At 72.3% G+C, this 22,096-nt stretch carries 18 protein-coding genes; 10 read left to right on the top strand and 8 right to left on the bottom strand.

Going from position 1 to position 22,096, the window contains the following annotated elements; all coding sequences use genetic code 11:
* Window positions 1-7 precede the first annotated feature (7 nt).
* Window positions 8-394 carry a VOC family protein gene (locus ACFY8O_RS31855; RefSeq protein WP_387908568.1) on the bottom strand — a complete coding sequence of 129 codons (387 nt, stop codon included), beginning with the start codon at window positions 392-394 and terminating at the stop codon, window positions 8-10.
* Between the two features lie 87 nt (window positions 395-481).
* Between ACFY8O_RS31855 and ACFY8O_RS31860 the strand changes: the two genes are divergently transcribed.
* On the top strand, window positions 482-1,105 hold the full coding sequence (locus ACFY8O_RS31860; RefSeq protein WP_387908570.1) for a nucleoside/nucleotide kinase family protein: 624 nt from the start codon (window positions 482-484) through the stop codon (window positions 1,103-1,105).
* Between the two features lie 146 nt (window positions 1,106-1,251).
* Window positions 1,252-2,382 carry a M24 family metallopeptidase gene (locus ACFY8O_RS31865; RefSeq protein WP_145811979.1) on the top strand — a complete coding sequence of 377 codons (1,131 nt, stop codon included), beginning with the start codon at window positions 1,252-1,254 and terminating at the stop codon, window positions 2,380-2,382.
* A 134-nt stretch (window positions 2,383-2,516) separates the two neighbouring features.
* On the opposite strand, the gene ACFY8O_RS31870 is transcribed toward ACFY8O_RS31865, so the two are convergent.
* Window positions 2,517-3,182, bottom strand: a complete 666-nt coding sequence (locus ACFY8O_RS31870) for a DUF4097 family beta strand repeat-containing protein (RefSeq protein WP_387908573.1) — start codon at window positions 3,180-3,182, stop codon at window positions 2,517-2,519.
* 224 nt (window positions 3,183-3,406) lie between these two features.
* On the opposite strand from ACFY8O_RS31870, the gene ACFY8O_RS31875 reads away from it, so the two are divergent.
* Window positions 3,407-4,162 (top strand): GbsR/MarR family transcriptional regulator, encoded by a 756-nt coding sequence (locus ACFY8O_RS31875; protein ID WP_387908575.1) that lies wholly within the window; start codon window positions 3,407-3,409, stop codon window positions 4,160-4,162.
* Window positions 4,163-4,207: 45 nt separating this feature from the next.
* On the opposite strand, the gene treZ is transcribed toward ACFY8O_RS31875, so the two are convergent.
* Window positions 4,208-5,971 (bottom strand): malto-oligosyltrehalose trehalohydrolase, encoded by a 1,764-nt coding sequence (gene treZ, locus ACFY8O_RS31880; protein WP_387908576.1) that lies wholly within the window; start codon window positions 5,969-5,971, stop codon window positions 4,208-4,210.
* 206 nt (window positions 5,972-6,177) lie between these two features.
* On the opposite strand from treZ, the gene ACFY8O_RS31885 reads away from it, so the two are divergent.
* On the top strand, window positions 6,178-7,569 hold the full coding sequence (locus tag ACFY8O_RS31885; RefSeq protein WP_387908578.1) for a GH1 family beta-glucosidase: 1,392 nt from the start codon (window positions 6,178-6,180) through the stop codon (window positions 7,567-7,569).
* Here ACFY8O_RS31885 and ACFY8O_RS31890 read toward each other — a convergent pair.
* Together ACFY8O_RS31890 and ACFY8O_RS31895 are read right to left on the bottom strand one after the other, a co-directional pair.
* A complete protein-coding gene (locus tag ACFY8O_RS31890) occupies window positions 7,541-8,452 on the bottom strand; it encodes a GNAT family N-acetyltransferase (RefSeq protein ID WP_387908580.1) in 912 nt (303 codons plus the stop codon). The genes ACFY8O_RS31885 and ACFY8O_RS31890 overlap by 29 nt on opposite strands.
* 188 nt (window positions 8,453-8,640) lie before the next feature.
* Window positions 8,641-9,600: a GNAT family N-acetyltransferase gene (locus ACFY8O_RS31895; protein WP_387908582.1), complete on the bottom strand. Its 960-nt coding sequence runs from the start codon at window positions 9,598-9,600 to the stop codon at window positions 8,641-8,643.
* Window positions 9,601-9,765: 165 nt separating this feature from the next.
* On the opposite strand from ACFY8O_RS31895, the gene ACFY8O_RS31900 reads away from it, so the two are divergent.
* A complete protein-coding gene (locus ACFY8O_RS31900; RefSeq protein WP_387908584.1) occupies window positions 9,766-10,332 on the top strand; it encodes an FHA domain-containing protein in 567 nt (188 codons plus the stop codon).
* A 44-nt stretch (window positions 10,333-10,376) separates the two neighbouring features.
* On the opposite strand, the gene treY is transcribed toward ACFY8O_RS31900, so the two are convergent.
* Complete coding sequence (treY, locus tag ACFY8O_RS31905; protein ID WP_387908586.1) at window positions 10,377-12,761, bottom strand: malto-oligosyltrehalose synthase; 2,385 nt, start codon at window positions 12,759-12,761, stop codon at window positions 10,377-10,379.
* A 98-nt stretch (window positions 12,762-12,859) separates the two neighbouring features.
* On the bottom strand, window positions 12,860-15,016 hold the full coding sequence (glgX, locus tag ACFY8O_RS31910) for a glycogen debranching protein GlgX (RefSeq protein ID WP_387908588.1): 2,157 nt from the start codon (window positions 15,014-15,016) through the stop codon (window positions 12,860-12,862).
* 378 nt (window positions 15,017-15,394) lie between these two features.
* On the opposite strand from glgX, the gene ACFY8O_RS31915 reads away from it, so the two are divergent.
* Complete coding sequence (locus tag ACFY8O_RS31915; protein ID WP_145811960.1) at window positions 15,395-16,627, top strand: SAV2148 family HEPN domain-containing protein; 1,233 nt, start codon at window positions 15,395-15,397, stop codon at window positions 16,625-16,627.
* Window positions 16,628-16,705: 78 nt separating this feature from the next.
* Window positions 16,706-17,419, top strand: a complete 714-nt coding sequence (locus ACFY8O_RS31920) for a 3'-5' exonuclease (protein WP_145811958.1) — start codon at window positions 16,706-16,708, stop codon at window positions 17,417-17,419.
* A 295-nt stretch (window positions 17,420-17,714) separates the two neighbouring features.
* On the opposite strand, the gene ACFY8O_RS31925 is transcribed toward ACFY8O_RS31920, so the two are convergent.
* Window positions 17,715-18,581, bottom strand: coding sequence for a phosphotransferase enzyme family protein (locus ACFY8O_RS31925; RefSeq protein WP_387908591.1), 867 nt, complete (start codon window positions 18,579-18,581; stop codon window positions 17,715-17,717).
* A 438-nt stretch (window positions 18,582-19,019) separates the two neighbouring features.
* Between ACFY8O_RS31925 and ACFY8O_RS31930 the strand changes: the two genes are divergently transcribed.
* From ACFY8O_RS31930 to ACFY8O_RS31940, 3 genes are read left to right on the top strand one after another with little or no spacing between them, the layout of a single operon-like run.
* A complete protein-coding gene (locus ACFY8O_RS31930; protein ID WP_145811954.1) occupies window positions 19,020-19,961 on the top strand; it encodes a carbohydrate ABC transporter permease in 942 nt (313 codons plus the stop codon).
* Window positions 19,958-20,797 (top strand): carbohydrate ABC transporter permease, encoded by an 840-nt coding sequence (locus ACFY8O_RS31935; protein ID WP_387908592.1) that lies wholly within the window; start codon window positions 19,958-19,960, stop codon window positions 20,795-20,797. Before ACFY8O_RS31930 ends, ACFY8O_RS31935 begins: the two co-directional genes overlap by 4 nt.
* The gene (locus ACFY8O_RS31940) at window positions 20,797-22,095 is read left to right on the top strand and encodes an ABC transporter substrate-binding protein (protein ID WP_387908594.1); all 1,299 of its coding nucleotides are present in this window, start codon (window positions 20,797-20,799) and stop codon (window positions 22,093-22,095) included. The genes ACFY8O_RS31935 and ACFY8O_RS31940 overlap by 1 nt, the downstream gene beginning before the upstream one ends.
* The last annotated feature ends 1 nt before the right edge of the window (window position 22,096 follow it).

The following is a 22,096-nucleotide window of genomic DNA, read 5'->3' on the forward strand; positions in this document are numbered from 1 at the left end:
CCGCGGCTCACGCCGGCTGCAGCAGGTCCCACCGGTTGCCGTAGAGGTCCTCGAACACCGCGACGGAGCCGTACGCCTCGTGCCGCGGCTCCTCCAGGAAGCGGACCCCGGCGGCCCGCATCCGCTCGTGGTCGCCCGCGAAGTCCTCCGTGTGCAGGAAGAAGCCGACCCGGCCGCCCGTCTGCGCCCCGACACTCGCGCGCTGCGCCTCGTCCTTGGCGCGGGCCAGCAGGATGCCGGTGCCGGAGGTGCCACGCGGTCGCACGACCACCCAGCGGGAGCCGTCGCCCCGGTCCGTGTCCTCGGCCAGCTCGAATCCGAGGGCGTCGGCGTAGAAGGAGAGGGCCTCGTCGTAGTCGCGGACGACCAGCGTGACCAGTGCGATGTGGGACATGGGGATCCTCGTGCCGGAGGGGCGGACAGTGACGTGGTTATACGTAACACTAACGTGGGGCGGGCCCGTCCGGGGACAATGCGTGCCATGGACACGAGTGATCTCGCCGGCCTGACGGACCGCGCACGCCGCCTCGCCGACGCCGGCGGGCGCCGCATCCTCGGCATCGCGGGAGCACCCGGCGCGGGGAAGTCCACGCTGGCGGCCCGCGTCGCCGACGCGCTCGAGGAACGTGCCGTCCTCGTCCCGATGGACGGCTTCCACCTGGCCGGAGCGGAGCTGGAACGCCTCGGGCGCGCGGACCGCAAGGGCGCCCCCGACACCTTCGACGCCGCGGGATACGCCGCGCTCCTGCGCCGGCTGCGGCATCCGGGCCCGGACGCGGTCTACGCGCCCGCCTTCGACCGGGCCCTGGAGGAGCCGGTCGCCGGATCGGTCCACGTGCCCCCGGACATCCCGCTGGTCGTGACCGAGGGCAACTACCTGCTGCTGGACGAGGGTCCCTGGGCGCCGGTGCGCGAGCTGCTGGACGAGGTGTGGTTCCTGGAGGCCGATCCGCGGGCCCGCGTCTCCGGGCTCGTGGAGCGGCACGTGCGCTTCGGGAAGTCCCGGCCGGACGCCGAGCGCTGGGTGGCCGCGTCCGACGAGCGCAACGCCCGGCTCGTGGAGCGGCACCGTGACCGTGCCGACCTCGTCGTACGCCGCTCCTGAGCCGCGCGGCACGCCCCGGATCCCGCCCGCGTACGCCCGGAGCGGACGCCCTCGGTACCCGCCCGTGTACGCCCTCATCCCGCTCGCGTGCGCCGGGGCGGACGGGCAGGATGCTGTGTGCCGCGTCGCCCCGCCAGGAGGTCCTCATGCCCAGCACCGACCAGCCCGTGCCCTTCACCGCCGACGACTACCGCACCCGGATGACCCGGGCCGCCGAGTCCGCCGACGCCGCGGGTCTTGCAGGCGTCCTCGTCGCACCGGGCCCGGACATGGTCCATCTCACCGGCTACCGGCCGACCGCGGACACCGAGCGCCTGACCCTGCTCGTCCTGCGCGCCGGTCATGACCCCGTCCTCGTCGTGCCGGCCCTGGAGGCGGCCGACGCCGAGCGCGCGGTGGGTGCTCCCGCCCTGACCCTGCGGGACTGGACCGACGCCGCGAACCCCTATGCCCTGGCCGCCGGACTCCTCGATGCCAAGGGCCGGTTCGGGATCAGTGACAACGCCTGGGCCCTGCACCTGCTGGCCCTGCACGCGCTACTGCCCGACACCTCCTACGCCTCCCTCACCGAGGCCCTGCCGATGCTGCGCGCGGTCAAGGACGCCGCCGAGCTGGAGCGGCTCGCCGCGGCGGGGGCCGCCGCGGACGCGACGTACGAGCAGATCCTGAAGGTCCGGTTCGAGGGCCGGCGGGAGAGCGAGGTGGCCGCGGATCTGGCCGGGCTGCTCATCGAACACGGGCACTCCCAGGTCGACTTCACCGTGGTCGGCTCCGGCCCGAACGGGGCCAACCCGCACCACGAGGCCGGAGACCGCACCATCGAACGGGGTGACATGGTCGTCCTGGACTTCGGAGGGCTGAAGCACGGCTACGGCTCCGACACCTCCCGTACGGTCCACGTCGGCGAACCCACCGCCGAGGAGCAGCGCGTCCACGACGTCGTACGGGAGGCGCAGGAGGCGGGCTGCCGCGCTGTACGGCCGGGAGTCGCCTGCCAGGAGATCGACCGGGCGGCCCGCGCCGTGATCACCGAATTCGGTTACGGGGAGCGGTTCATCCACCGCACCGGCCACGGCATCGGCGTCACGACGCACGAGCCCCCCTACATGATCGAGGGCGAGGAGCAGGAGCTCGTGCAGGGCATGTGCTTCTCCGTGGAGCCGGGCATCTATCTCCCGGGCCGCTTCGGCGTCCGCATCGAGGACATCGTCACCGTCACCGCGGACGGGGGCAGGCGGCTGAACATGACGCCCCGTGAGCTGGCGATCGTCGAGTAGGGACCCTCCGCGTGCCGCGGTCCCGCGTGGACCGCCGGAGGGCCGGGCGTGAGCGCCGGCGGGGCGGCGGCCCAGGAGGGAACCGGTGCGGGCCGCCCCGCCGGGGGACGGGGTGCTGAGGCGGGCACCGCCCTTCAGAGGCTGCGGGCGGTGATGTCGCCGTAGGCGGTGATCGCGTGGATGCTCAGGCCGGCCGAGCCCTCGGTGTTCCTGAGCGAGTTGTGGATCCGGCCGAAGCCGGTACCGGCGTCCAGGGAGGCGGACACCCCCCGGGCGGCGCCGACCGAGATCTCTCCGGCCTCGGTGCGCAGGTCGACCTTGCCGCTTCGGGCCTCGGCGATCCTGATGTCTCCCTTGCCGGCGCTGATCTCGGCCGGGCCGCCCAGCCGGCCGACCGAGATGTCGCCGGCGAGGACGGTGAGGCGCGCGCTCGCCGCCTCGGCGATCTCGACCGGGCCGTGCGCGCCCTCGAAGACGACGTCGCCGAGCCGTCCGGTACACCGGAAGCCCGCGCTGGCCGCCTTCGCCTCGACGCGCGAACCGGTGGGTAGATGGATGGTCACCTCGACGGATCCCGAGCTGCCGAGTATCCGGCTCCTCGCCGAGGACTCGATCCGCAGGGTGCCGTCCTCGTACCGGACCTCGGTCTGCTCCGCGGCCTTCACGTCGCGGCCGTGGGAGGCGTCCGCGGGCAGGACCTCGACGGTGGTGTCGGCCCGGTCGGCTGCGATGATCCGGACGCGCCCCGCGGGGATGTCGAGGACAGCGCAGGGGGGTACGGGGGTGACGAAGGTGTGCATGGGGTCCTCCTCGTTCACGAATGTTTCCGACACGGGAAAAGCTACGTTGCGTTCATTAATCTCTCAACATGATCGTTGCAAAGGGAGTGTATAGACGCAGGTGAACTGCGAGATATCGTTGCAATGGGGTGAGATCTAATGCAACGTCAGATATGTGCTCGTTGCAATGGTGTGGGAATGAACGCTATGCTCGGCATGTAGGGGAAGCACGGAGGGAGATCGCGGTGCCGGGAGGCAGGCTCACTCAGCAGGAACGCCAGCAGATCGCGCTGGGACTGGCCGACGGGCTCGCCTACGCGGAGATCGCCAGACGCCTCGACCGGCCGACCTCGACGATCACGCGTGAGGTGATGCGCAACGGCGGTCCTGCCGCCTACCGCGCCGACCTGGCCCACCGTGCCACCGAACGGCGCGCTCACCAGCGCAGGCAGGCCGCGCCCCGCGGGCGGGAGGCGCCCCCGCAGGCCCATGGGCGCGACCCCGAGGCCGTGCGGGAGTACGAGGAGACGTTCACCACCGTCCTCATGCAGTCGGGACTGCCCAAGATGACGGCACGGGTCCTGGTGTCCCTCTACACCGCCGACGCGGGCAGTCTCACCGCCGCCGAACTCGTGCGGAGCCTCCAGGTCAGCCCGGCCTCGGTCTCCAAGGCGGTCGCGTTCCTCGAAGGCCAGGGCCTCATCCGGCGGGAGCGCGAGGAAGGCCGCCGCGAGCGCTACTTCGCCGACGACGACGTCTGGTACCAGTCGATGATCGCCGCCTCCCGGTCCCACACCCTGCTCGTCGAGACCGCGCGGCAGGGCGTCAGCATCCTCGGCCCCGACAGCCCGGCCGCCGCCCGCCTGGAGAACATCGCCCGCTTCATGGACTTCGTGTCCGAGAGCCTCACCCGCGCCGCGGAACAGGCGCGCGAGATCCTGCACCCGAAGGCCGGGGCCGCGCCCGGCGGCGCCCCGGACGGGGGCCCGGACCGCGCCTGACGGGCCCCCGGTCCGCCGGAATGCGGTCCCCGGCAGCGGAGCCGTTCAGTCGTCGGCGAGGACCACGCACGACTCCGGCGGCAGGTGCAGCAGCCCGTCGGCCCCCGGAGCCTCCACCGGCTCCCAGGCGGCCAGCACCCGGCCACCGCCGCGGCGGTGCCGTCCCGCGCCCAGCGGGATGGCCGCGGGCTTTCCCGACAGGTTGACCGCGACCCTCAGGTCACCCCGGCGATAGGCGACCCAGCCCGCGTCCTGGTCGTACGCCGTCCTCACCGAGGCGAGATCCGGATCGGACAGGTCCGGCAGGGCGCGCCGCAAGGCGATCAGCTCGCGCGACCAGGCGTGCAGCCGGGCGTGGGGTTCGCGCCCCGGCTCGCTCCAGTCGAGGCACGAGCGGGCCCGGGTGGCCGGGTCCTGCGGATCGGGGATCTCCTCCTCCGCCCAGCCGTGCGCCGCGAACTCCCGCCGCCTGCCCTCGCGTACGGCACGGGCGAGATCGGGGTCGGTGTGGTCGGTGAAGAACTGCCAGGGCGTCCGGGCCCCCCACTCCTCGCCCATGAACAGCATCGGCGTGAAGGGCCCGGTGAGCACGAGCGTCGCCGCGCAGGCCTGGAGACCGGGGCTCAGCGAGGCCGCGAGCCGGTCCCCGAGCGCGCGGTTGCCGATCTGGTCGTGGGTCTGGGCGTAGCCGACGAAGCGGTGCGCGGGCGTGCGGGTGACGTCCACCGGGCGGCCGTGCGTGCGCTCCCGGAAGCTGGAGTAGCTGCCGTTGTGGAAGAAGGCGCTGGTCATGGTCTTGGCGAGCGCGGCGAAGGGGGCGGTCGCGAAGTCCGCGTAGTAGCCCTGGGACTCGCCGGTGAGCGCGGTGTGCAGGGCGTGGTGGAAGTCGTCGTTCCACTGGGCGTGCAGTCCGATGCCTCCCTCCGTGCGCGGCGTGGTCGTCCGTGGATCGCACAGGTCGGACTCCGCGATCAGACCGAGCGGCCTGCCGAGCTCCGAGGCGAGAGCGTCCACGGCAGTGGAGAGCTCCTCCAGGAACGTCAGCGCCCGGCCGTCGGCGAGCGCGTGCACGGCGTCCAGGCGCAGGCCGTCCAGGTGGTAGTCCCGCAGCCAGGCCAGCGCGCTGCCCAGCAGATACGCACGCACCTCGTCCGAACCGGGGGCGTCCAGGTTCACCGCCGAGCCCCAGGGTGTGTGGTGGGTGTCCGTGAAGTACGGACCGAAGGCGGGAAGGTAGTTGCCCGAGGGGCCCAGGTGGTTGTGGACCACGTCCAGGACCACGGCGAGACCCAGCCCGTGCGCCGTGTCGACGAAGTGCTTCAGCCCGGCCGGGCCTCCGTACGGCTCGTGCACCGCCCAGAGCGACACCCCCTCGTACCCCCAGCCGTGTGTTCCGGGGAACGGGCAGACGGGCATCAGCTCCACATGGGTGATGCCGAGGTCCACCAGGTGGCCGAGCCGTGCGGCCGCGGCGCCGAAGGTGCCCTCCTCCGTGAACGTGCCGACGTGCAGCTCGTACAGGACGGCGCCCGGCAGGCCGCGCCCCGCCCAGGCAGCGGTCCGCCAGGGGTACGCCGCGTGGTCGACCACCGCGCTCGTGCCGTCCGGCCCGTCCGGCTGGCGCCGGGAACGCGGATCGGGGAGCACGGGGCCGCCGTCCAGCGAGAAGCCGTAACGGTCGCCGTCCGCCGCCTCCGCCTCGGCCGTCCACCAGCCCGCACGCCCGGCGTCGCGGTCCATCGGACTCCGCCCGCCCTCCGTGCACAGCACGACCGAATCCGCGGCAGGGGCCCACACCTCGAACTGCATTCACCACTCCTCGTCCATGAACGGGATGCCTCACCCGGAGGCCCCCATGATCGGCGGAAGTCGCACACACGGCCCCGGGACACTGGAGTGAGTCCGCAACTGGCGATTAGGGTCTGGTCCTGATCATTGCCCTACCGGGTTCTGCTCATACGTAGGGAACCCGGGCAGTCCCCCCGAGGTCCCTCCCACGGCTGCTGGAGGCCGAGATGACCATGCCGACCTTCCCACCCGGCTTCCTGTGGGGAGCCTCCGCATCCGCTTTCCAGACGGAAGGTGCCTTCGACACCGACGGAAAAGGGCCCTCCGGCTGGGACGCCTTCGCCGCACAGCCCGGCCGCATCAAGGACGGCACCGACACCACCCGCGGAACCGGCTTCCACGAGCACTACCGCGAGGACGTCGCGCTGCTCGCCGGACTCGGCGCCGACGCCTTCCGCTTCTCGATCAGCTGGCCCCGAGTCGTCCCCGGCGGCAGCGGCTCCCTCAACCCCGCCGGACTGGACTTCTACGACCGGCTCGTCGACGAACTCTGCGCCCACGGCATCACCCCCGCCCCGACGCTCTACCACTGGGACACCCCGCTCCCGCTGGACGAGGCGGGCGGGTGGCTCAACCGCGACACCGCCTACCGCTTCGCGGAGTACGCGGGCATCGTCGCGGAGCGCCTCGCCGACCGGGTGCCGATGTGGATCACCATCAACGAACCGGCCGAGGTGACGATGCTCGGCTACGCCCTCGGGGAGCACGCGCCGGGCCGCACCCTCCTCTTCGACGCCCTCCCCGCCGCCCACCACCAGCTGCTCGCCCACGGTCTGGCCGTGCGGGCCCTGCGTGCCGCCGGGGCCGGCAACATCGGCATCGCGCTCTCCCACAGCCCCGTCTGGACGGCCGGTGACTCCGACGAGGACCGGATGGGCGCCGAACTCTACGACACCCTGACCAACTGGCTGTTCGCCGACCCGGTCCTCACCGGCCGTTACCCCGACGAGGGATTCGCCGCCCTGATGCCGGGCCCGGTCGAGGACGACCTCAGGACGATCTCCACACCGGTCGACTGGTACGGAGTCAACTACTACAACCCGACCCTCGTCGGCGCCCCCAGGCCCGAGGCGCTCGACTCCTTCTCCGGCTACGCGATGCCCCCGGGACTCCCCTTCGGCATAAGGGAGATCGAGGGATACGACACCACCGACTTCGGCTGGCCCGTCGTCCCCGAAGGGCTCGCCGAGACACTCGGCCAGCTCCGGGACCGCTTCGGCGACCGGCTGCCCCCCGTCTACATCACGGAGAACGGCTGCGCCGTCGACGAGCCCGTCGCCGACGGCCGCCGCATCGCCTTCCTCGAAGGACACCTGAAGGCGCTGGGCAAGGCCATCGACGCGGGCGTCGACGTACGGGGCTACTTCACCTGGTCACTCACCGACAACGTCGAGTGGACCGAGGGCGCCAGCAAGCGCTTCGGCCTGGTGCACATCGACTACCCGACGCTGCGCCGCACCCCCAAGCAGTCCTACGCCTGGTACCGCGACCTGATCAGCGCGCAGCGCACCGGCGCACCCCGGACCGAGCTCACACCAGGTGAACACGCTCCTGGGTGATGCGGTGCCCCGCCCGCGCGAACGCGGCGGCCATCGGCACGTTGCCCCGGTCCGTCGCGCCGGCGACCGACGTGGCGCCCTCGCCCGCGAGGAAGCGGGTGCACTCCACGAGCAGGTCGTAGCCGTAGCCGTGACCGCGCGCCTCGGGAACGACCCCGATGAAGCCGATGCACGGCCCGCCCGGGTTGCGGGCGGGCACGTGGATGCCCGCGAGCTCTCCGTCCGGGGTGTACGCGAGCTGCCACCACGAGCGGGGGGAAGGACACCAGTTGAAGAAGTCCAGCTCCTCCTGGGCGGCCTGCTCCAGGCCGCCGGGACCCTCGATGGTGCGCAGGGCGTGGGCGTCCAGCGTCACGGAGTGGACGCGACGCAGCACGTCCAGGATCACCGCGTCGTCGGGCTCCGCGCGGAACTCCAGCCGGCCGGGCCGCTCGGGCAGCCCGTCGCCTGGCGTCCACTCGTAGCGGTAGCGCTCGACCAGCGGCTTCATCCCGGCCGCCTCCGCCGCCGCGATACGCGCCGAGGCGGCGTCCCGGGCCTCGGGGACCTCCCGCCAGCCCGGGGGCACGATCAGTTCGTACTCGACGGACCACGGTGCCCGGCGCAGCAGTTCGGCGGCGGTCTCGCCCTCGCCCTCGGCGAAGTCGAAGTAGTTGAGCAGGACGGGCTCGGTGTCCTCGGGCCCGCCCCACCAGGCCGCCCGGGCGACGACGGCGCCGTCGCGCAGAGCGACCCAGGTCCACTCGGGACGGTACTCACCGCCGTCGGCGACGGTGGCGTAGCGGTGACCGAAGGCGGCCCGGCCCACGGGGAAGGGGCCCGGCAGGCAGTGGAAGAGATGCGCGTCGCCCGGTGTGAGCGCGCGGATGACCGGAGAGGTCATGGAAGTGTCCTCCAGGACTGGGTGACGAGAGGCATGCGCTCCCGGTCAGACCGAGTCCGACACCGTCCTGCGGACGGGACGGGAGCGCGGGAACGAGGTGGTACGCACGTGTCTCGCCTCCTTCCCTGTCCGGGCGGGTGTCCGGGCGCCGACACTACGGCCCCCCGAACGCCGCGTCCACACCGTTTTCAGGCCTCGTCCCACACCATGTCGAAGGCCCGCTCGAAGTTCACGTAGCCCAGGCGCGCGAAGGACTTCGCCATCGGGACGTTGCCCAGGTCCGTCGCCGCCCTGATCCGCTCCACGTCCTGAGCGGCGAGCACCCGGGTGCCCTCGGCGAGGATGTCGTCGATGTAGCCGTGCCCGCGGTGCGCCGGCAGCACCCCGATGTAGGCGATCATCGGGTGGTAGTTGTTGCGCGCCGGAACGACGAAGCCCACCGGTTCACCGCCCGGCAGCTCCGCGATCCGCCACCACTCCCGCGGGGTCCGCAGACCGGCGAAATCCTCGTCGTAGTGCTTCTCCGCCGCCTCGCGGGCACTCAGCCCGGACGCCAGGTCCGCCTGCCCGTGCGCGTCCAGGGTCCCCTCCATCACCGGGGTCATCAGCGCCAGGAGGTCCTCGCGTCCGGAGACCTGCCGGAACACCAGCCGGCCGGTGTCCTCGGGGACCGGCGTGCCCGCCCGCCACTCCAGGCGCAGCCGCTCCACGAGCATCCGGGCACCGCTCGCCTCCATCACCCGTATCCGGGCCTCGACGACGTCGCGCGCGACGGGGTCCTCGCGCCAGTCCGGGGGCACGAACCGGCCGTACTCCGGCCGGGGCGCCCCGGCCGGGACGACGGAGGCCGTCGCCTTCTCCAGCAGTTCGAGACCGACCGCCCCGCGCTCCGGCTCCGGGAGGGTGTCGTCCAGGTCGAAGAAGTCCAGGAACTGCGGACTGCCGCCCTCCTGGCCCGTCCACCAGGAGAGCCGGCCGAGGACACGTTCGCCGCGCAACGCGACCCACATCCACTCGGGACGGCGCCGGCCGGTGGCCAGATCGTCGGCCAGCTCATGGTCCAGGACGTAGGAGAGACGGCAGAACAGCCCCAGTTCGTCCGCTCCGGTGAGCGGACGGACGGTCAGGCCGGTCGGTGCAGGGATCACAAAGGCTCCTCGACGGGGGTACCGCCCGATCGGTTCCGGGCGGCGCGCGACCCTAACAACTCCGCTGCCGCGGCCGTGCGTCATTTACGCGTGCGATGCAGGTCAGGGCTGCCGGAATCGGGCATCGTCTGGACACCTCGGGCGTCTCGGCCCGACAATCGTTCCGTGACGTCCTCCTTCGAGCCCTACACGCATCCCGCGCGGCTTTCGGACGCCGAGCGCGACCGTGTCCTCGGTGTGCTGAGAGACGGCGCAGCGCAGGGGAAGCTCTCGCACGACACCTTCCTGCGACGCATGGAACTGGCCCTGAGCGCACGCCGGTCCGACGAGCTGAAGGCGCTGACATCCGACCTGGAGACCCGTGGCCGCTGGTCCCGTGGTCTGTTCCGCGCGGTCGGCGGGGTCTCGGCCTTCCCGGCGCGCGTGCGCATGGCGTGGCAGTCCGAGCGACTGCCCAGGCTCCTGCTCCCGGTCCCCGGCCCGCACCCGCTGCGCATCGGCCGCGACCCGGGCAACGGCCTGCGCCTCAGCCACGAGACCGTCTCGCGGATGCACGCCGAACTGACCGCGTACGGCAGCCGCTGGATCCTGCGCGACCTCGGCTCGACGAACGGTACGTGCGTCAACGGCCAGCGGGTCGTCGGCTCGGTGGTGGTGCGCGACGGCGACCAGGTGAGCTTCGGCAGGATCGCCTTCCGGCTCACCGCGTCCCTGCCCGCCCCGCCCGCCTGAGACGCAGCCGCCCCAGGACTGCCGGAACGCCGTCCGCCGGACCCTCAGCGCGCCGCCCTCGTCAGCAGCGCCACCGGGCGGTCCGCGAAGAGCTCCGCCACGGCGACCGTCGCCCCGGCGAACTCCCGCCCCGGGGACAGGAGATCGGTCCACGGGCCCGCGTCGGGCAGCGCCAGCTCCGTGTCGCGCCAGCCGCCCTCCTCGTCGAGCCGCAGCGCCAGCCGGGTCACCGCGGTGACCACGTCGCCGGACCGGCAGAACGCCAGGCAGTGCGCGGCGGCCGGGCCACGGGCCGCGAGCGGGGCGTAGGTGCCCGACTCCCCGAAGAGCTCCGGACGGTCCCGTCGCAGACGCAGCGCGGCGGTCGTCAGCGCGGTCTTCTCGTCGTGGCCGCCCGCCGGCCCGGCGAACGGCCGCCGGTTGTCCGGGTCGACCAGCGCGATGTACTCCCGCTCCGTGCCCTGGTAGAGGTCGGGCACGCCGGGCATCGTCAGATGGACCAGCGCGGCCCCCAGCACATTGGCCCGTACGAAGGGGGCGAGCGCCTCCGCGAAGCGGGTCATCATCTCCCGGGGCTCTCCCGCGTCGCTGCCCGGACCCGCCGCCACGAAGTCGGTCACCGCGCGCTCGTACGCCGGATCCGGCTCGGTCCAGCTGGTGAAGAGACCCGCCTCGCGTACCGCCTTCAGCAGCGCCGGCTCCAGCCTGCCCGCCATCTCGCCCACCGGGACCCCCGCGCAGCCGAACGCCGACTGCCAGGCCTGCCAGGCCAGCTGAGGGTCAGGCGCCGGCACCGCACCCGCCCTGGCCAGCTGCACGACCAGGGTGGCCCACCGCTCCGGGCACTCCGACAGGACCGCGATCCTGGCCCGCACGTCCCCGCTGCGCTTGGTGTCGTGGGTCGTCAGCACCGTCCCGGTGGCCGGCCAGTCCCTGGCGATACGGGCGCAGAAGGCGTGGAACTCCTCGGGGCTCACCGCCGGCTGCCCCGGGTCACCGCCCACCTCGGTCGCCGAGATCAGCGGGACGTAGCGGTAGAACGCCGTGTCCTCGACCGACTTGGCGTGCAGCGCGGACGCCGTCTGCGCGAACCGCGCGCAGAAGGCCGCGTGCTCCGGCCCGTCCCCGAGACGGCCCAGCGCCAGATCCCGCACCACGTCGACGGCCTCCGCCTCCTGGGAGACCGGGAACACCGCCTTGGCGTCGCGTACCGCCTCGGCCGGGAGCGTCGACTCGGCGATCTCCGTGAGCGGGCCGCCCGCCGTCACGTACGGCCGGTAGACGGGGACGCGTACGAGCAACTCGCGCAGCGCCGTGTGCAGCGCCCACGGCGCGTGGTCGTGCAGCGCCGGATCGCCGGCGCACGCCTCGACCGCGAGGCGGGTCAGCCACTCGGTCTCGGCCGCCAGCTCATGGGTGACCACCCGGTACGCCGCGCGCCGCACGGTGGCGGTCCAGTAGCCGCCGCGGTCCCCGGGCGGCCCCGCGAAGTCCCGGTAGCGGCCCAGCAGGTCCGCCGCGCCCATCGGGTCGGTGAACAGCCCGTCGATCCGGTGCAGCGCGTCGTACCCGGTCGTCCCCGCGACCGCCCAGCCCGCCGGCAGGGTTTCGGGACCGGTGAGGATCTTCTCGACCACCGTCCACCGGCCTCCGGTGGCCTCACCGAGCCGCCCGAGATAGGCGGCCGGGTCCGCCAGCCCGTCCGGGTGGTCGATGCGGAGCCCGTCGATCACCCCGTCGCCGACCAGTTCCAGGATCTTGGCGTGGGTGGCCGTGAAGACCTCCGGGTGCTCCACCCGGACACCGATCAGATCGGAGATGGTGAAGAACCGCCGGTAGTTCAGCTCCGTCCTGGCCAGCCGCCACCACGCGAGCCGGTAGTGCTGTGCGTCCAGCAGTTCCGGCAGCGGGAGGCCGGCGGTTCCCTCGCGCACGGGGAACTCCAGATCCGCGTACCGGAGCACGGGCGTGCCGTCGTCCCGGACGCCCGTCTCGAAGCTGTCGCTCTCCGCACCGACACGCCCGGCGAGCACCGGCAGCAGCACCTTGCCCCCGCATGCCGCCCAGTCGATGTCGAACCAGCGGGCGTACGGCGACTCCGGGCCCTCGCGCAGGACCTCCCAGAGCGGCAGATTGTGCCGGGGCGCGGCGGCCATGTGGTTCGGCACGATGTCCAGGACCAGCCCGAGCCCGTGCGCCCGCGCCGTGGCGGCCAGCCGGCGCAGCCCCTCCTCGCCGCCGAGTTCTGCCCGCACCCTGGTGTGGTCGACGACGTCGTAGCCGTGCCCCGAGCCGGGCACGGCCTCCAGGACGGGCGACAGATGCAGATGCGAGACGCCGAGCTCGGCGATGTACGGCACGGCGTCCGCGGCGGCGGCGAACGGGAAGTCCGGTTGCAGCTGCAGCCGGTAGGTGGCGGTGGGCGTCATGGACTCGTACGTACCCAGCCGGAGGCCTCTCTCCCACCTTCTCCGCCACCCGGTACCGGCCGGGCGGTGCCCGCCCGGCCCCCGGACACCCCAATGGCCTACGCCGGGCGCTTGAGCACCGTCAGACTGCGCCCCACCAGCGTCACCCGCTCGCCCGCCGACACCTTCGGCCCCGCGCCCGGTGGCACCCCGTCCGGGATCGCCGTGTCCACGACGACCTGCCACTGCTTGCCGTGGTTCATCGGCACGGCGAACTCCAGCGACTCGGCGCCCGCGTTGAACATCAGGAGGAACGAGTCGTCCGAGATCCGCTCACCACGCGGCCCGGGTTCGGAGATCGCGTGACCGTTGAGGAAGACGGTCATGGCCTTGGCGTGTGCCGCCTGCCAGTCCCGCTGGGTCATCTCCTCACCCCTGGGGGTGAACCAGGCGATGTCGGAGAGCTCGTCGTGCGTGCCCTCGACCGGCCGCCCGTGGAAGAAGCGCCTGCGCCGGAAGACCGGGTGGTCACGGCGGAGCCAGACCATGGCCCGGGTGAACTCCAGCAGGCTGGTGTCCGTGCCCGCGCCGTCCGCCTCGCCGTCCTCGGCACGCGAGGCCGCGGCCGGGTCTGGCCAGTGGACCCAGGAGAGCTCGTTGTCCTGGCAGTAGCCGTTGTTGTTGCCCCGCTGCGTACGCGCGAACTCGTCGCCGTGGCTCAGCATGGGCACGCCCTGGGAGAGCATCAGCGTGGCGATGAAGTTGCGCATCTGACGGCTGCGCAGCTCCAGGACCTCCTTGTCGTCGGTCTCCCCCTCCACCCCGCAGTTCCACGAACGGTTGTGACTCTCGCCGTCCCGGTTGCCCTCGCCGTTGGCGTCGTTGCGCTTGTCGTTGTACGAGACCAGGTCGTGCAGGGTGAAGCCGTCGTGGCAGGTGGTGAAGTTGATCGAGGCCAGCGGGCGCCTGCCGTCGTCCTGGTAGAGGTCCGAGGAGCCCGTGAGGCGCCCCGCGAACTCGGCGAGGGTCCTGGGCTCCCCGCGCCACAGGTCCCGCACGGTGTCCCGGTACTTTCCGTTCCACTCGGTCCACAGCGGCGGGAAGTTCCCCACCTGGTAGCCGCCCTCGCCCACGTCCCAGGGCTCGGCGATCAGTTTCACCTGGCTGACCACCGGGTCCTGCTGCACCAGGTCGAAGAAGGACGACAGCCGGTCCACCTCGTGGAACTGACGTGCGAGCGTCGCGGCCAGGTCGAAGCGGAAGCCGTCCACGTGCATCTCGGTGACCCAGTAGCGCAGCGAGTCCATGATCAGCTGGAGGACGTGCGGGGACCGCATCAGCAGGGAGTTCCCCGTACCGGTGGTGTCCATGTAGTACTTCTGGTCGTCGGCCAGCCGGTAGTACGAGGCGTTGTCCAGACCGCGGAACGAGAGGGTCGGACCGAGGTGGTTGCCCTCGGCCGTGTGGTTGTAGACCACGTCGAGGATCACCTCGATGCCCGCCTGGTGCAGTGCCTTCACCGCCTGCTTGAACTCCAGCACCTGCTCGCCGCGGTCGCCCCAGGAGGCGTAGGCGTTGTGCGGGGCGAAGAAGCCGATGGTGTTGTAGCCCCAGTAGTTGGCCAGCCCCGCGTCGGCGAGACGGTGGTCCTGGACGAACTGGTGCACGGGCATCAGCTCGATCGCCGTGACGCCGAGCTCCGTCAGATGGGCGATGATCTCCGGGTGCGCGAGCCCCGCGTAGGTGCCGCGCAGCTCCTCGGGCAGCCCCGGGTGGAGCATCGTCAGGCCCTTCACATGGGCCTCGTAGATCACCGTGCGGTGGTAGTCGGTGCGCGGCCTGCGGTCGTCACCCCAGTCGAAGTAGGGATTGACCACGACCGAGCTCATCATGTGCGGCGCCGAGTCGAGGTCGTTGCGCTCGTCCGGCTTGCCGAAGGGGTAGCCGTACACCGCCTCGCCCCACTGGATCTGCCCCGAGATCGCGCGCGCGTACGGATCGAGGAGCAGCTTCGCCGAATTGCAGCGCTGCCCGCGCTGCGGCTCGTACGGACCGTGCACCCGGAAGCCGTAGCGCTGCCCCGGCATCACCCCGGGCAGATAGGCATGACGCACGAAGGCGTCGGTCTCGCGGAGCTCCACCGCCGTTTCTGAACCGTCGTCGTGCAGCAGGCACAACTCGATCCGGTCGGCGGCCTCCGAGAAGACCGCGAAGTTGGTTCCGGCGCCGTCGTAGGTGGCGCCGAGGGGATACGCGTGTCCCGGCCAGACCTGCATAGATAGGACTCTTCCACTTCTGATCCGGGTGCTGGGGGTTTTCGACCCGATACTCCCCGAAAGACGGTCCTGTACCTAGTACGTCGGGCGGTGCGGCCGGGTCCCGTCGGCGTGTTCCCGCCGCGGCGGTCAACCTCGGGCACCGGGTGTCGCCCGAACAGGGGGGCCGGGCGGCCAGGTCGCTCCTCCGTCCGTCGTACGGCGTGCGAGGGGGTGCGCAATCGCTATGAACCATCTCACTCCACCCGATCTCGCCGCAAGGAACAGGCCTATGCCTTGGGGGAGTTGAGAAAGGAGCCTGTGCATCCGGCTGCACGGCCCCCGCTCCCGGAGTACCCTTCCTTGATCGTTGATGGGGGAGTGGAAGGCGGTACACGGGTGAGCTCGGGAGGGTTCGAGCTGCCCCCAGGTGACGCGGGTCACGAGGGGGAGTCGACCGATGCCCCGCCGGGGGCGGTCTCCCTCGCACAGCCCATGGAGATCGGCGCCGAGCTGGACTGGGGAGCGGACGCCTGGAACGAGGTGCGCACCCGCGCGCAGCGTGCCGGGCGCGCGTACATCTGGCTGAATCTGGTGGAACAGCGGCTGCGCGCCGTCGTCTCCGCGGTGATCCGGCCGATCTACGAGCCGGTGCACGGGGAGGACTGGGTGGTGGCCGCCGCCGGGCCCGCCGGGCAGGAGTGGGTGCAGCGGGCCGTGGCGGTCCGGGAGGTCTCGCGCCGCAAGGGCTATCTGCTGGACCCGGCCGACGACAACGTCCTGAGCTTCCTCACGCTGCCGCAGCTGCGCGAGCTGATGGTCCAGCACTGGCCCTGCTTCGAGCCGTACTTCGACGACCGCCGCGAGGTGGAGCTCGCGCTGGACGAGCTGGAGGTGGCGCGCAACGTCGTCTCCCGCAACCGCGCGCTGAACGAGGCGGTGCTCGCGCAGGCCGAGCGGGCGTCCGCCCGGCTCCTGGAGATCCTCGGCAGCGGCGCCGCGGTCCCGTCCGCCGACCGGCTGCCCGTGGACGCGGTGGAGGAGCTCGTCGGCGACCGGTACGCCGATGTCGTCTCCGTCCACCCCGACCGGGTGCGGCTCCAGCGGCAGCTGCCCGCCGAGGACCTGTTCGGCGGCGCGCGCCGGCTGGACGCGATCGGCATAGGGCTCAACCTCCTCACGCAGAACTTCTCGGGGCGCCGGCTGGTGCGCCTCGCCGAGTCCGGCTGCCGGGTGCGGCTGCTCTTCATCAACCCCGCGAGCAGCGCCGTCAAGCGCCGGGAGCGCGAACTGGGTCTCAAGAAGGGCGAACTGAGCCGCTCCGTGGAGATGAACATCCTCCACATGCGCCGGGTCCGCTCCAAGCTCCGCGACCCGGGCGCCTTCCAGATCCACGTCTTCGACGAGACGCCGCGCTTCACGGCCTACCTGGTCGACGGCGACGGGCCGGACGCCGTCGGGGTGGTCCAGCCGTATCTGCGGCGCGCACGCGGGATGGAGGCCCCCGTGCTGGTGCTCCGGGGCGGCGGGCGTGCGGTGGTCAGGGCGGGGCAGGACAGTGAGCACGGCCTCTTCGAGACGTACCGCGAGGAGTTCGAGTCGGTGTGGACGGACTCCAGGCCCGTCTCCTGACGCCCCTTCCCGTGTTGTCAGTGGTGCGTGCGAAGGTGGTCATCACTCGGGGGAGAGCACCACAGGAGGAGGTACGGGATGAGCTGGATCAGCGGGTCGTTGGTGGCCTTCGACCTGGAGACCACGGGGACGGACATCGAGAGCGACCGGATCGTCACCGCGGCGGTCGTGGCCGTGGACCCGGACGGGCGGCAGCCGGAGCCCCGGACATGGCTGCTCGATCCGGGGGTGACCATCCCCCGGCAGGCGTCGGCCATACACGGCATTTCCACCCGGCACGCCCGTGAGCACGGGGCGCCGGCGGCTCCCGCGATCGAGGAGATCACCGCGGCCGTCGCCGAGACCCTGAACTCGGGCATCCCCCTGGTGGTGATGAACGCGCGGTACGACCTCTCCCTCCTCGACCGCGAGTGCCGGAGGTACGGCATCGAGCCGCTGGCCAGGCGGTTGCGAGGAGAGACGTCGCCCGTCATCGACCCCCTGGTCCTGGACAAGCACGTGGACCGGTACAGGAAGGGTTCGCGGAATCTCCAGGCCCTCTGCGCGTACTACGGCGTGCCGCTGGACGACGCGCACAACGCCGTCGCGGACGCGGTCGCGGCGGCGCGTGCGGCGCGGACCATGGGGGTCAAGCACTCGGTCATAGGCGCATTGGCTCCGGCGGACGTGCACAACCTCCAGGTGCGTGCGGCGGCGGAGCAGGCCGCGTCGCTCCAGCAGTACCTGCGGCGTACCTCCGACCCCCAGGCGACCGTCGAGCCGGCCTGGCCCGTCATCCCGTTCGCCGGCTGACAGCCGGCCGGGCCGTCAGCCGTCGGTCACCCCGCTGTCCCACGGCACCTGTTCGTCCGCCCCGGAAGCACGCGGACACGAGCGCTGCGGCGCGGCGACGGCGGCAACGGTGGGGACGCGTCCGGAGCGGGCGCACGAGCCTGCCGGGTGTCCGCTGAGGGTCAATCGGGCCGTGGATCGTCCACGGCGCCCGGACTGCCGTGGAGGTGGCCCGCACGGTGCGGGCTGTGCGCTCCGTTGGGGCGTGGGGGGCGCGGACCCGCCGGCCGTCGGCTCCTCTGCCGGAGGGCTCCGGTCAGAAGGGGTACCAGCGCACCTCGGGGTCGTCCTCGCGCAGGGACGCGACCCTGCGCCGGAATTCGGCCAGGGCCTTGGGGTTCGCCGGGGCGTGCTGGGAGACCCAGGCGCAGCTCGCCGTCTCGCGGGCGCCCCGCAGCACCGCGCAGCCCTCCCAGGCGCGGACGTCCCATCCGTACGCCTCGGTGAAGGCGTCGTAGGACCTGGCGGGCAGCCCGTAACGGTCGCGCGAGAGCGCGAGGACCACCAGATCGTGCTCGCGCAGATCGGCCGAGAAGGTCTCCAGGTCCACGAGGACCGGCCCGTCCGGGCCGACATGGACGTTGCGGGGCAGGGCGTCGCCGTGGATGGGGCCGGGCGGCAGATGCGGGGCGAGAGCGGCGGCGGCCTTCGCGAAGCCGTCGCGCCGGCCGCGCAGGTAGTCGGCGTCGGCCGGATCGATCGCGTCGCCCGCGAGCCGCAGCCAGCGCTCGACACCGCCCAGCAGCTCCCGGCGGGGCAGGGTGAAGTCCTGGGGTGCGGGCAGCGCGTGCACCCGGGTGAGCAGCGGGGCCAGATCGCGGGGCTCGGTCGGGCGCACGGCTTCGGGCAGCCGGTGCCACAGGGTCACCGGGTGGCCCTCCACGACACGCGCCTCCGGCTCGGCGGCCCGTACGGCGGGCACCCCCGATGCGGCGAGCCACCGGGCCACGGCCACCTCGCGCACGGCCCGCTCCCGAAGTTCGGGGTGGTGCGTGGCGTCCCGGCCGACCTTGACCACCAGGTCGCCGACGGCGAACACCGCGTTCTCGCCCAGAGCGATGAGCTCCGCGTCGCCGGGCAGCCCGGCGGCCCTCAGTACCTCGCGGGCACGCATGTCGTCCATGGCCAGATTTTCTCATCCCCGCAGGCCACCTCGACCGCGGGCACCGTTTCGGCGGCTGGGCGGCAGCCGGTGCGTTCCCGGCCCCGCCTCCGGCCGGGGCCCGGCGCGGACGGCAGGCCCCCTTGGCCCGCCGCCCGTTCAGCGTCCCGGCTCGGTCCGCACCCGCCCGCGCCCCGCCACCCGCCCAGGCCCGCACCCGGCCGCACGGACCGCGGGGCGGGCGAAAGGTGCCCGCCCCCGGCAGCGGTGGTCCGCCTCGCAGCCCCCTGCGCGGCCGTACGGACGGCCGGCCACCTCCGTCGTCCGCCCCCGTCCGCGCGTACCACCAGGGCCGCAGGCCACCTTGACGAACCGGCGGCCCGTCAGCACGATGACGGGGACCGCCCCGGCGGCCATACAGGTATGAAACCGATCCGAAGAGGTAAAGGGGTCGAATTCATGACACTGGCGACCGCAACGGCGCGGTCCGGGCGCAAGGCGGCCCCGCCTCGCGGAGGGGGAGGGGGCCACGGACGGGACGGCGCCACCTGGTTCCTGGTGCTGCCCGCACTGCTCCCGATCCTGATCCTGAGCGTCGGCCCGCTGCTGTACGGCATCGCGCTGTCCTTCACCGACGCGCAGTCCGGCCGCACCCGCTCCACCCAGTGGATCGGCACGCTCAACTTCCAGGACCTGCTGCACGACACCCTCTTCTGGGACTCCTTCCGCATCGGTCTGCTCTGGGCGGTCGGCGTCACCGTCCCGCAGTTCGTCCTCGCGCTCGGCCTCGCCCTGCTGCTCAACGCCGACCTCCGGATGCGCTGGCTCGCCAGGGCGCTGGCGATCATCCCGTGGGCCATGCCCGAGGTCGTCGTCGGCATCATGTGGCGTCTCGTCTACCACCCCGACGCGGGCATCCTCAACGAGACCGTCCGCGACCTCGGACTCGGTGACGGCCGGGACTGGCTGACCGGGCTCGCCACCGCGCTGCCCGCGGTGATCGTCGTCGGGATCTGGGCGGGCATGCCACAGACCACGGTGGCCCTGCTGGCCGGGCTGCAGAACACCCCGCACGAACTCCACGAGGCGGCGGCCCTGGACGGGGCCGGGGCGTGGCGCCGCTTCCGCACGGTCACCTGGCCCGCCATCAGGCCCGTGGCGCTCGCCGTCACCGCCCTCAACTTCATCTGGAACTTCAACTCCTTCGCCCTGGTCTACGTCCTGACCAGCGGCGGTCCCGGCGGCCGTACCCGGCTGCCCATGCTCTTCGCCTACGAAGAGGCTTTCCGCTACGGCCAGTTCGGCTACGCCGCGGCGATGGGCTGCGTGATGGTCGCGGTGGTCTCCGTACTCCTGGCCGTCTTCCTCGCCGGCCGGCTCAGGGGAGGCGACGACGCATGAGTCTTCGTACGAGCAGAAGCGTGCGCACCGGGCAGTACGCCGCGCTCCTGTGCTACCTGGTCTTCCTGGCGTTCCCCTTCCTGTGGCTGATCTCCACCGCCTTCAAGCCGGCCCGCGAGCTGGGCTCGCTGCACCCCACCTGGATCCCCGGGGACCCGACGCTGGACAACTTCCGGCAGGCCTTCGACGAGCAGCCTCTGCTCAGGGCCGCCGCCAACTCGCTGACCGCAGCGCTCTGCGCCGCCCTGATCGCCGTCGTCATCGCCACGCCCATGGCGTACGTGATGGCGCGTCACCGGAGCAGGCTGTCCGCGGCGGCCACCGGCTGGGTGGTGATCAGCCAGGCGTTCCCCTTCGTCCTGGTGATCATTCCGCTCTTCCTGGTCCTCAAGCACCTGCACCTGATCAACTCGCTCTGGGGGCTGATCCTGGTCTACGTCGTCTGGTCGCTGCCCTTCGCGCTCTGGATGCTGGCCGGTTACGCACGGGCGGTGCCACCCGAACTCGAAGAGGCCGCTGCCGTCGACGGGGCCGGGAAGGGACGGATCATCCTCTCGGTGGTCGCACCCCTGATGGCGCCCGGGATCGTGGCCACGGGGCTCTTCGCGTTCATCACCGCGTGGAACGAGTTCTTCTTCGCGCTCGTCCTGCTCAAGACACCGGAGAAGCAGACGTTGCCGGTCGTACTGACCCACTTCCTCGGCGCCGAGGGCGTGGCGGACCTCGGTCCGCTCGCCGCCGCCGCCTTCCTCGCCACCCTGCCCTCGCTCGTCCTCTTCGCGGTCATCCAGAAGCGGATCACCGGCGGGCTCACGGCCGGGGCGGTGAAGCACTGATGCGGCCCCGGCGCGCTCTGGCGGCGGCGGTGACCACGGTGCTCGCCCTCCTGCTGGCCGGCTGCTCGGGAGGCGGCGGGCGCGGCGCGGACGCCGACGGCACCGTCCGGCTCAGCTTCCAGTCGCTGGCCTGGCAGAAGGAGTCCGTGGACGCCAACAAGGAACTCGTGCGCGAGTGGAACGCCGCGCACCCCGGGATCCAGGTGGACTACGTGCAGGGCAGCTGGGACAACGTCCACGACCAGTTGCTCACCGCCTTCGAGGGCGGGGAGGCGCCCGACATCATCCACGACGCCTCCGACGACCTCGCGGACTTCGCCTACGGCGGCTACCTCGCCGACCTGCGAAGCCTGCTGCCGGACCGGCTGAAGAAGGACATCCCGCAGCAGTCCTGGTCCACGGCCACCTTCGGCGACGGGATCTACGGGGTGCCGTTCCTCCAGGAACCCAAGGTGCTGATCGCCAACACGAAGATCCTGAAGTCCTCCGGCGTCCGGATCCCCACGCCCGGGAAACCGTGGAGCTGGACCGAGTTCCGGCAGGTCACCGAGAAACTGACCACGAAGGGAAGGTACGGGGTCGCCTGGCCGCTGAAGGAGCCCGTCTCCGTCACCCTCAACCTGGGCCTCTCCGCCGGCGGCCAGGTCTTCCGGCGGGGCGCCGACGGCAGGGCGGTCATCCGCTTCGACGAGGGCGACCAGGTCATGCCGCGAACGGTCAGGGACCAGGTCAACTCCGACGGGAGCGCGGCCCGTACGGCGCTCGGCATGGGGGGTTCGGACACCCTCCCCGGCTTCTTCGGCGGGAAGTACGCCATGGTGCCCCTGGGTTTCTCCTACCGGCAGCAGGTCGTCGAGCAGGCCCCGAAGGGCTTCGAGTGGACGGTCCTGCCCACGCCCGCGGGCAGCGGAGGGCTCACCCAGGGGGTCAGCCCGCAGACCCTCTCGGTCGCCGAGGACAGTCCGCACAAGGAGGAGGCCGCGCAGTTCATCGACTTCCTGCTGCGGCCGGCGAACATGGTGCGCCTCGCCCGGGGCGACTGGATGCTGCCGACCGGGACGCAGGCCCTGGCCGATCCGGCGCTGCACACCGCCGACAACGGCTGGGCGACGGGCGCGGCGCTCGCCCTCGCCCTGCGTCCGGCCCCCGCGCAGGCGGTGCGCGGCTACCCCGAATGGAAGGACAAGGTGGCCACGCCCGCGCTCCAGGAGTACTACAGCGGCGCGATCGACACGGAGGAGCTGAGGAAACGCCTGGTCGAGGACGGTAACCGGGTGCTGGCCCGCTATCAGCGCTGAT

This window comes from Streptomyces argenteolus, from assembly GCF_042902585.1.
Classification (GTDB): Bacteria; Actinomycetota; Actinomycetes; order Streptomycetales; family Streptomycetaceae; genus Streptomyces; species Streptomyces argenteolus.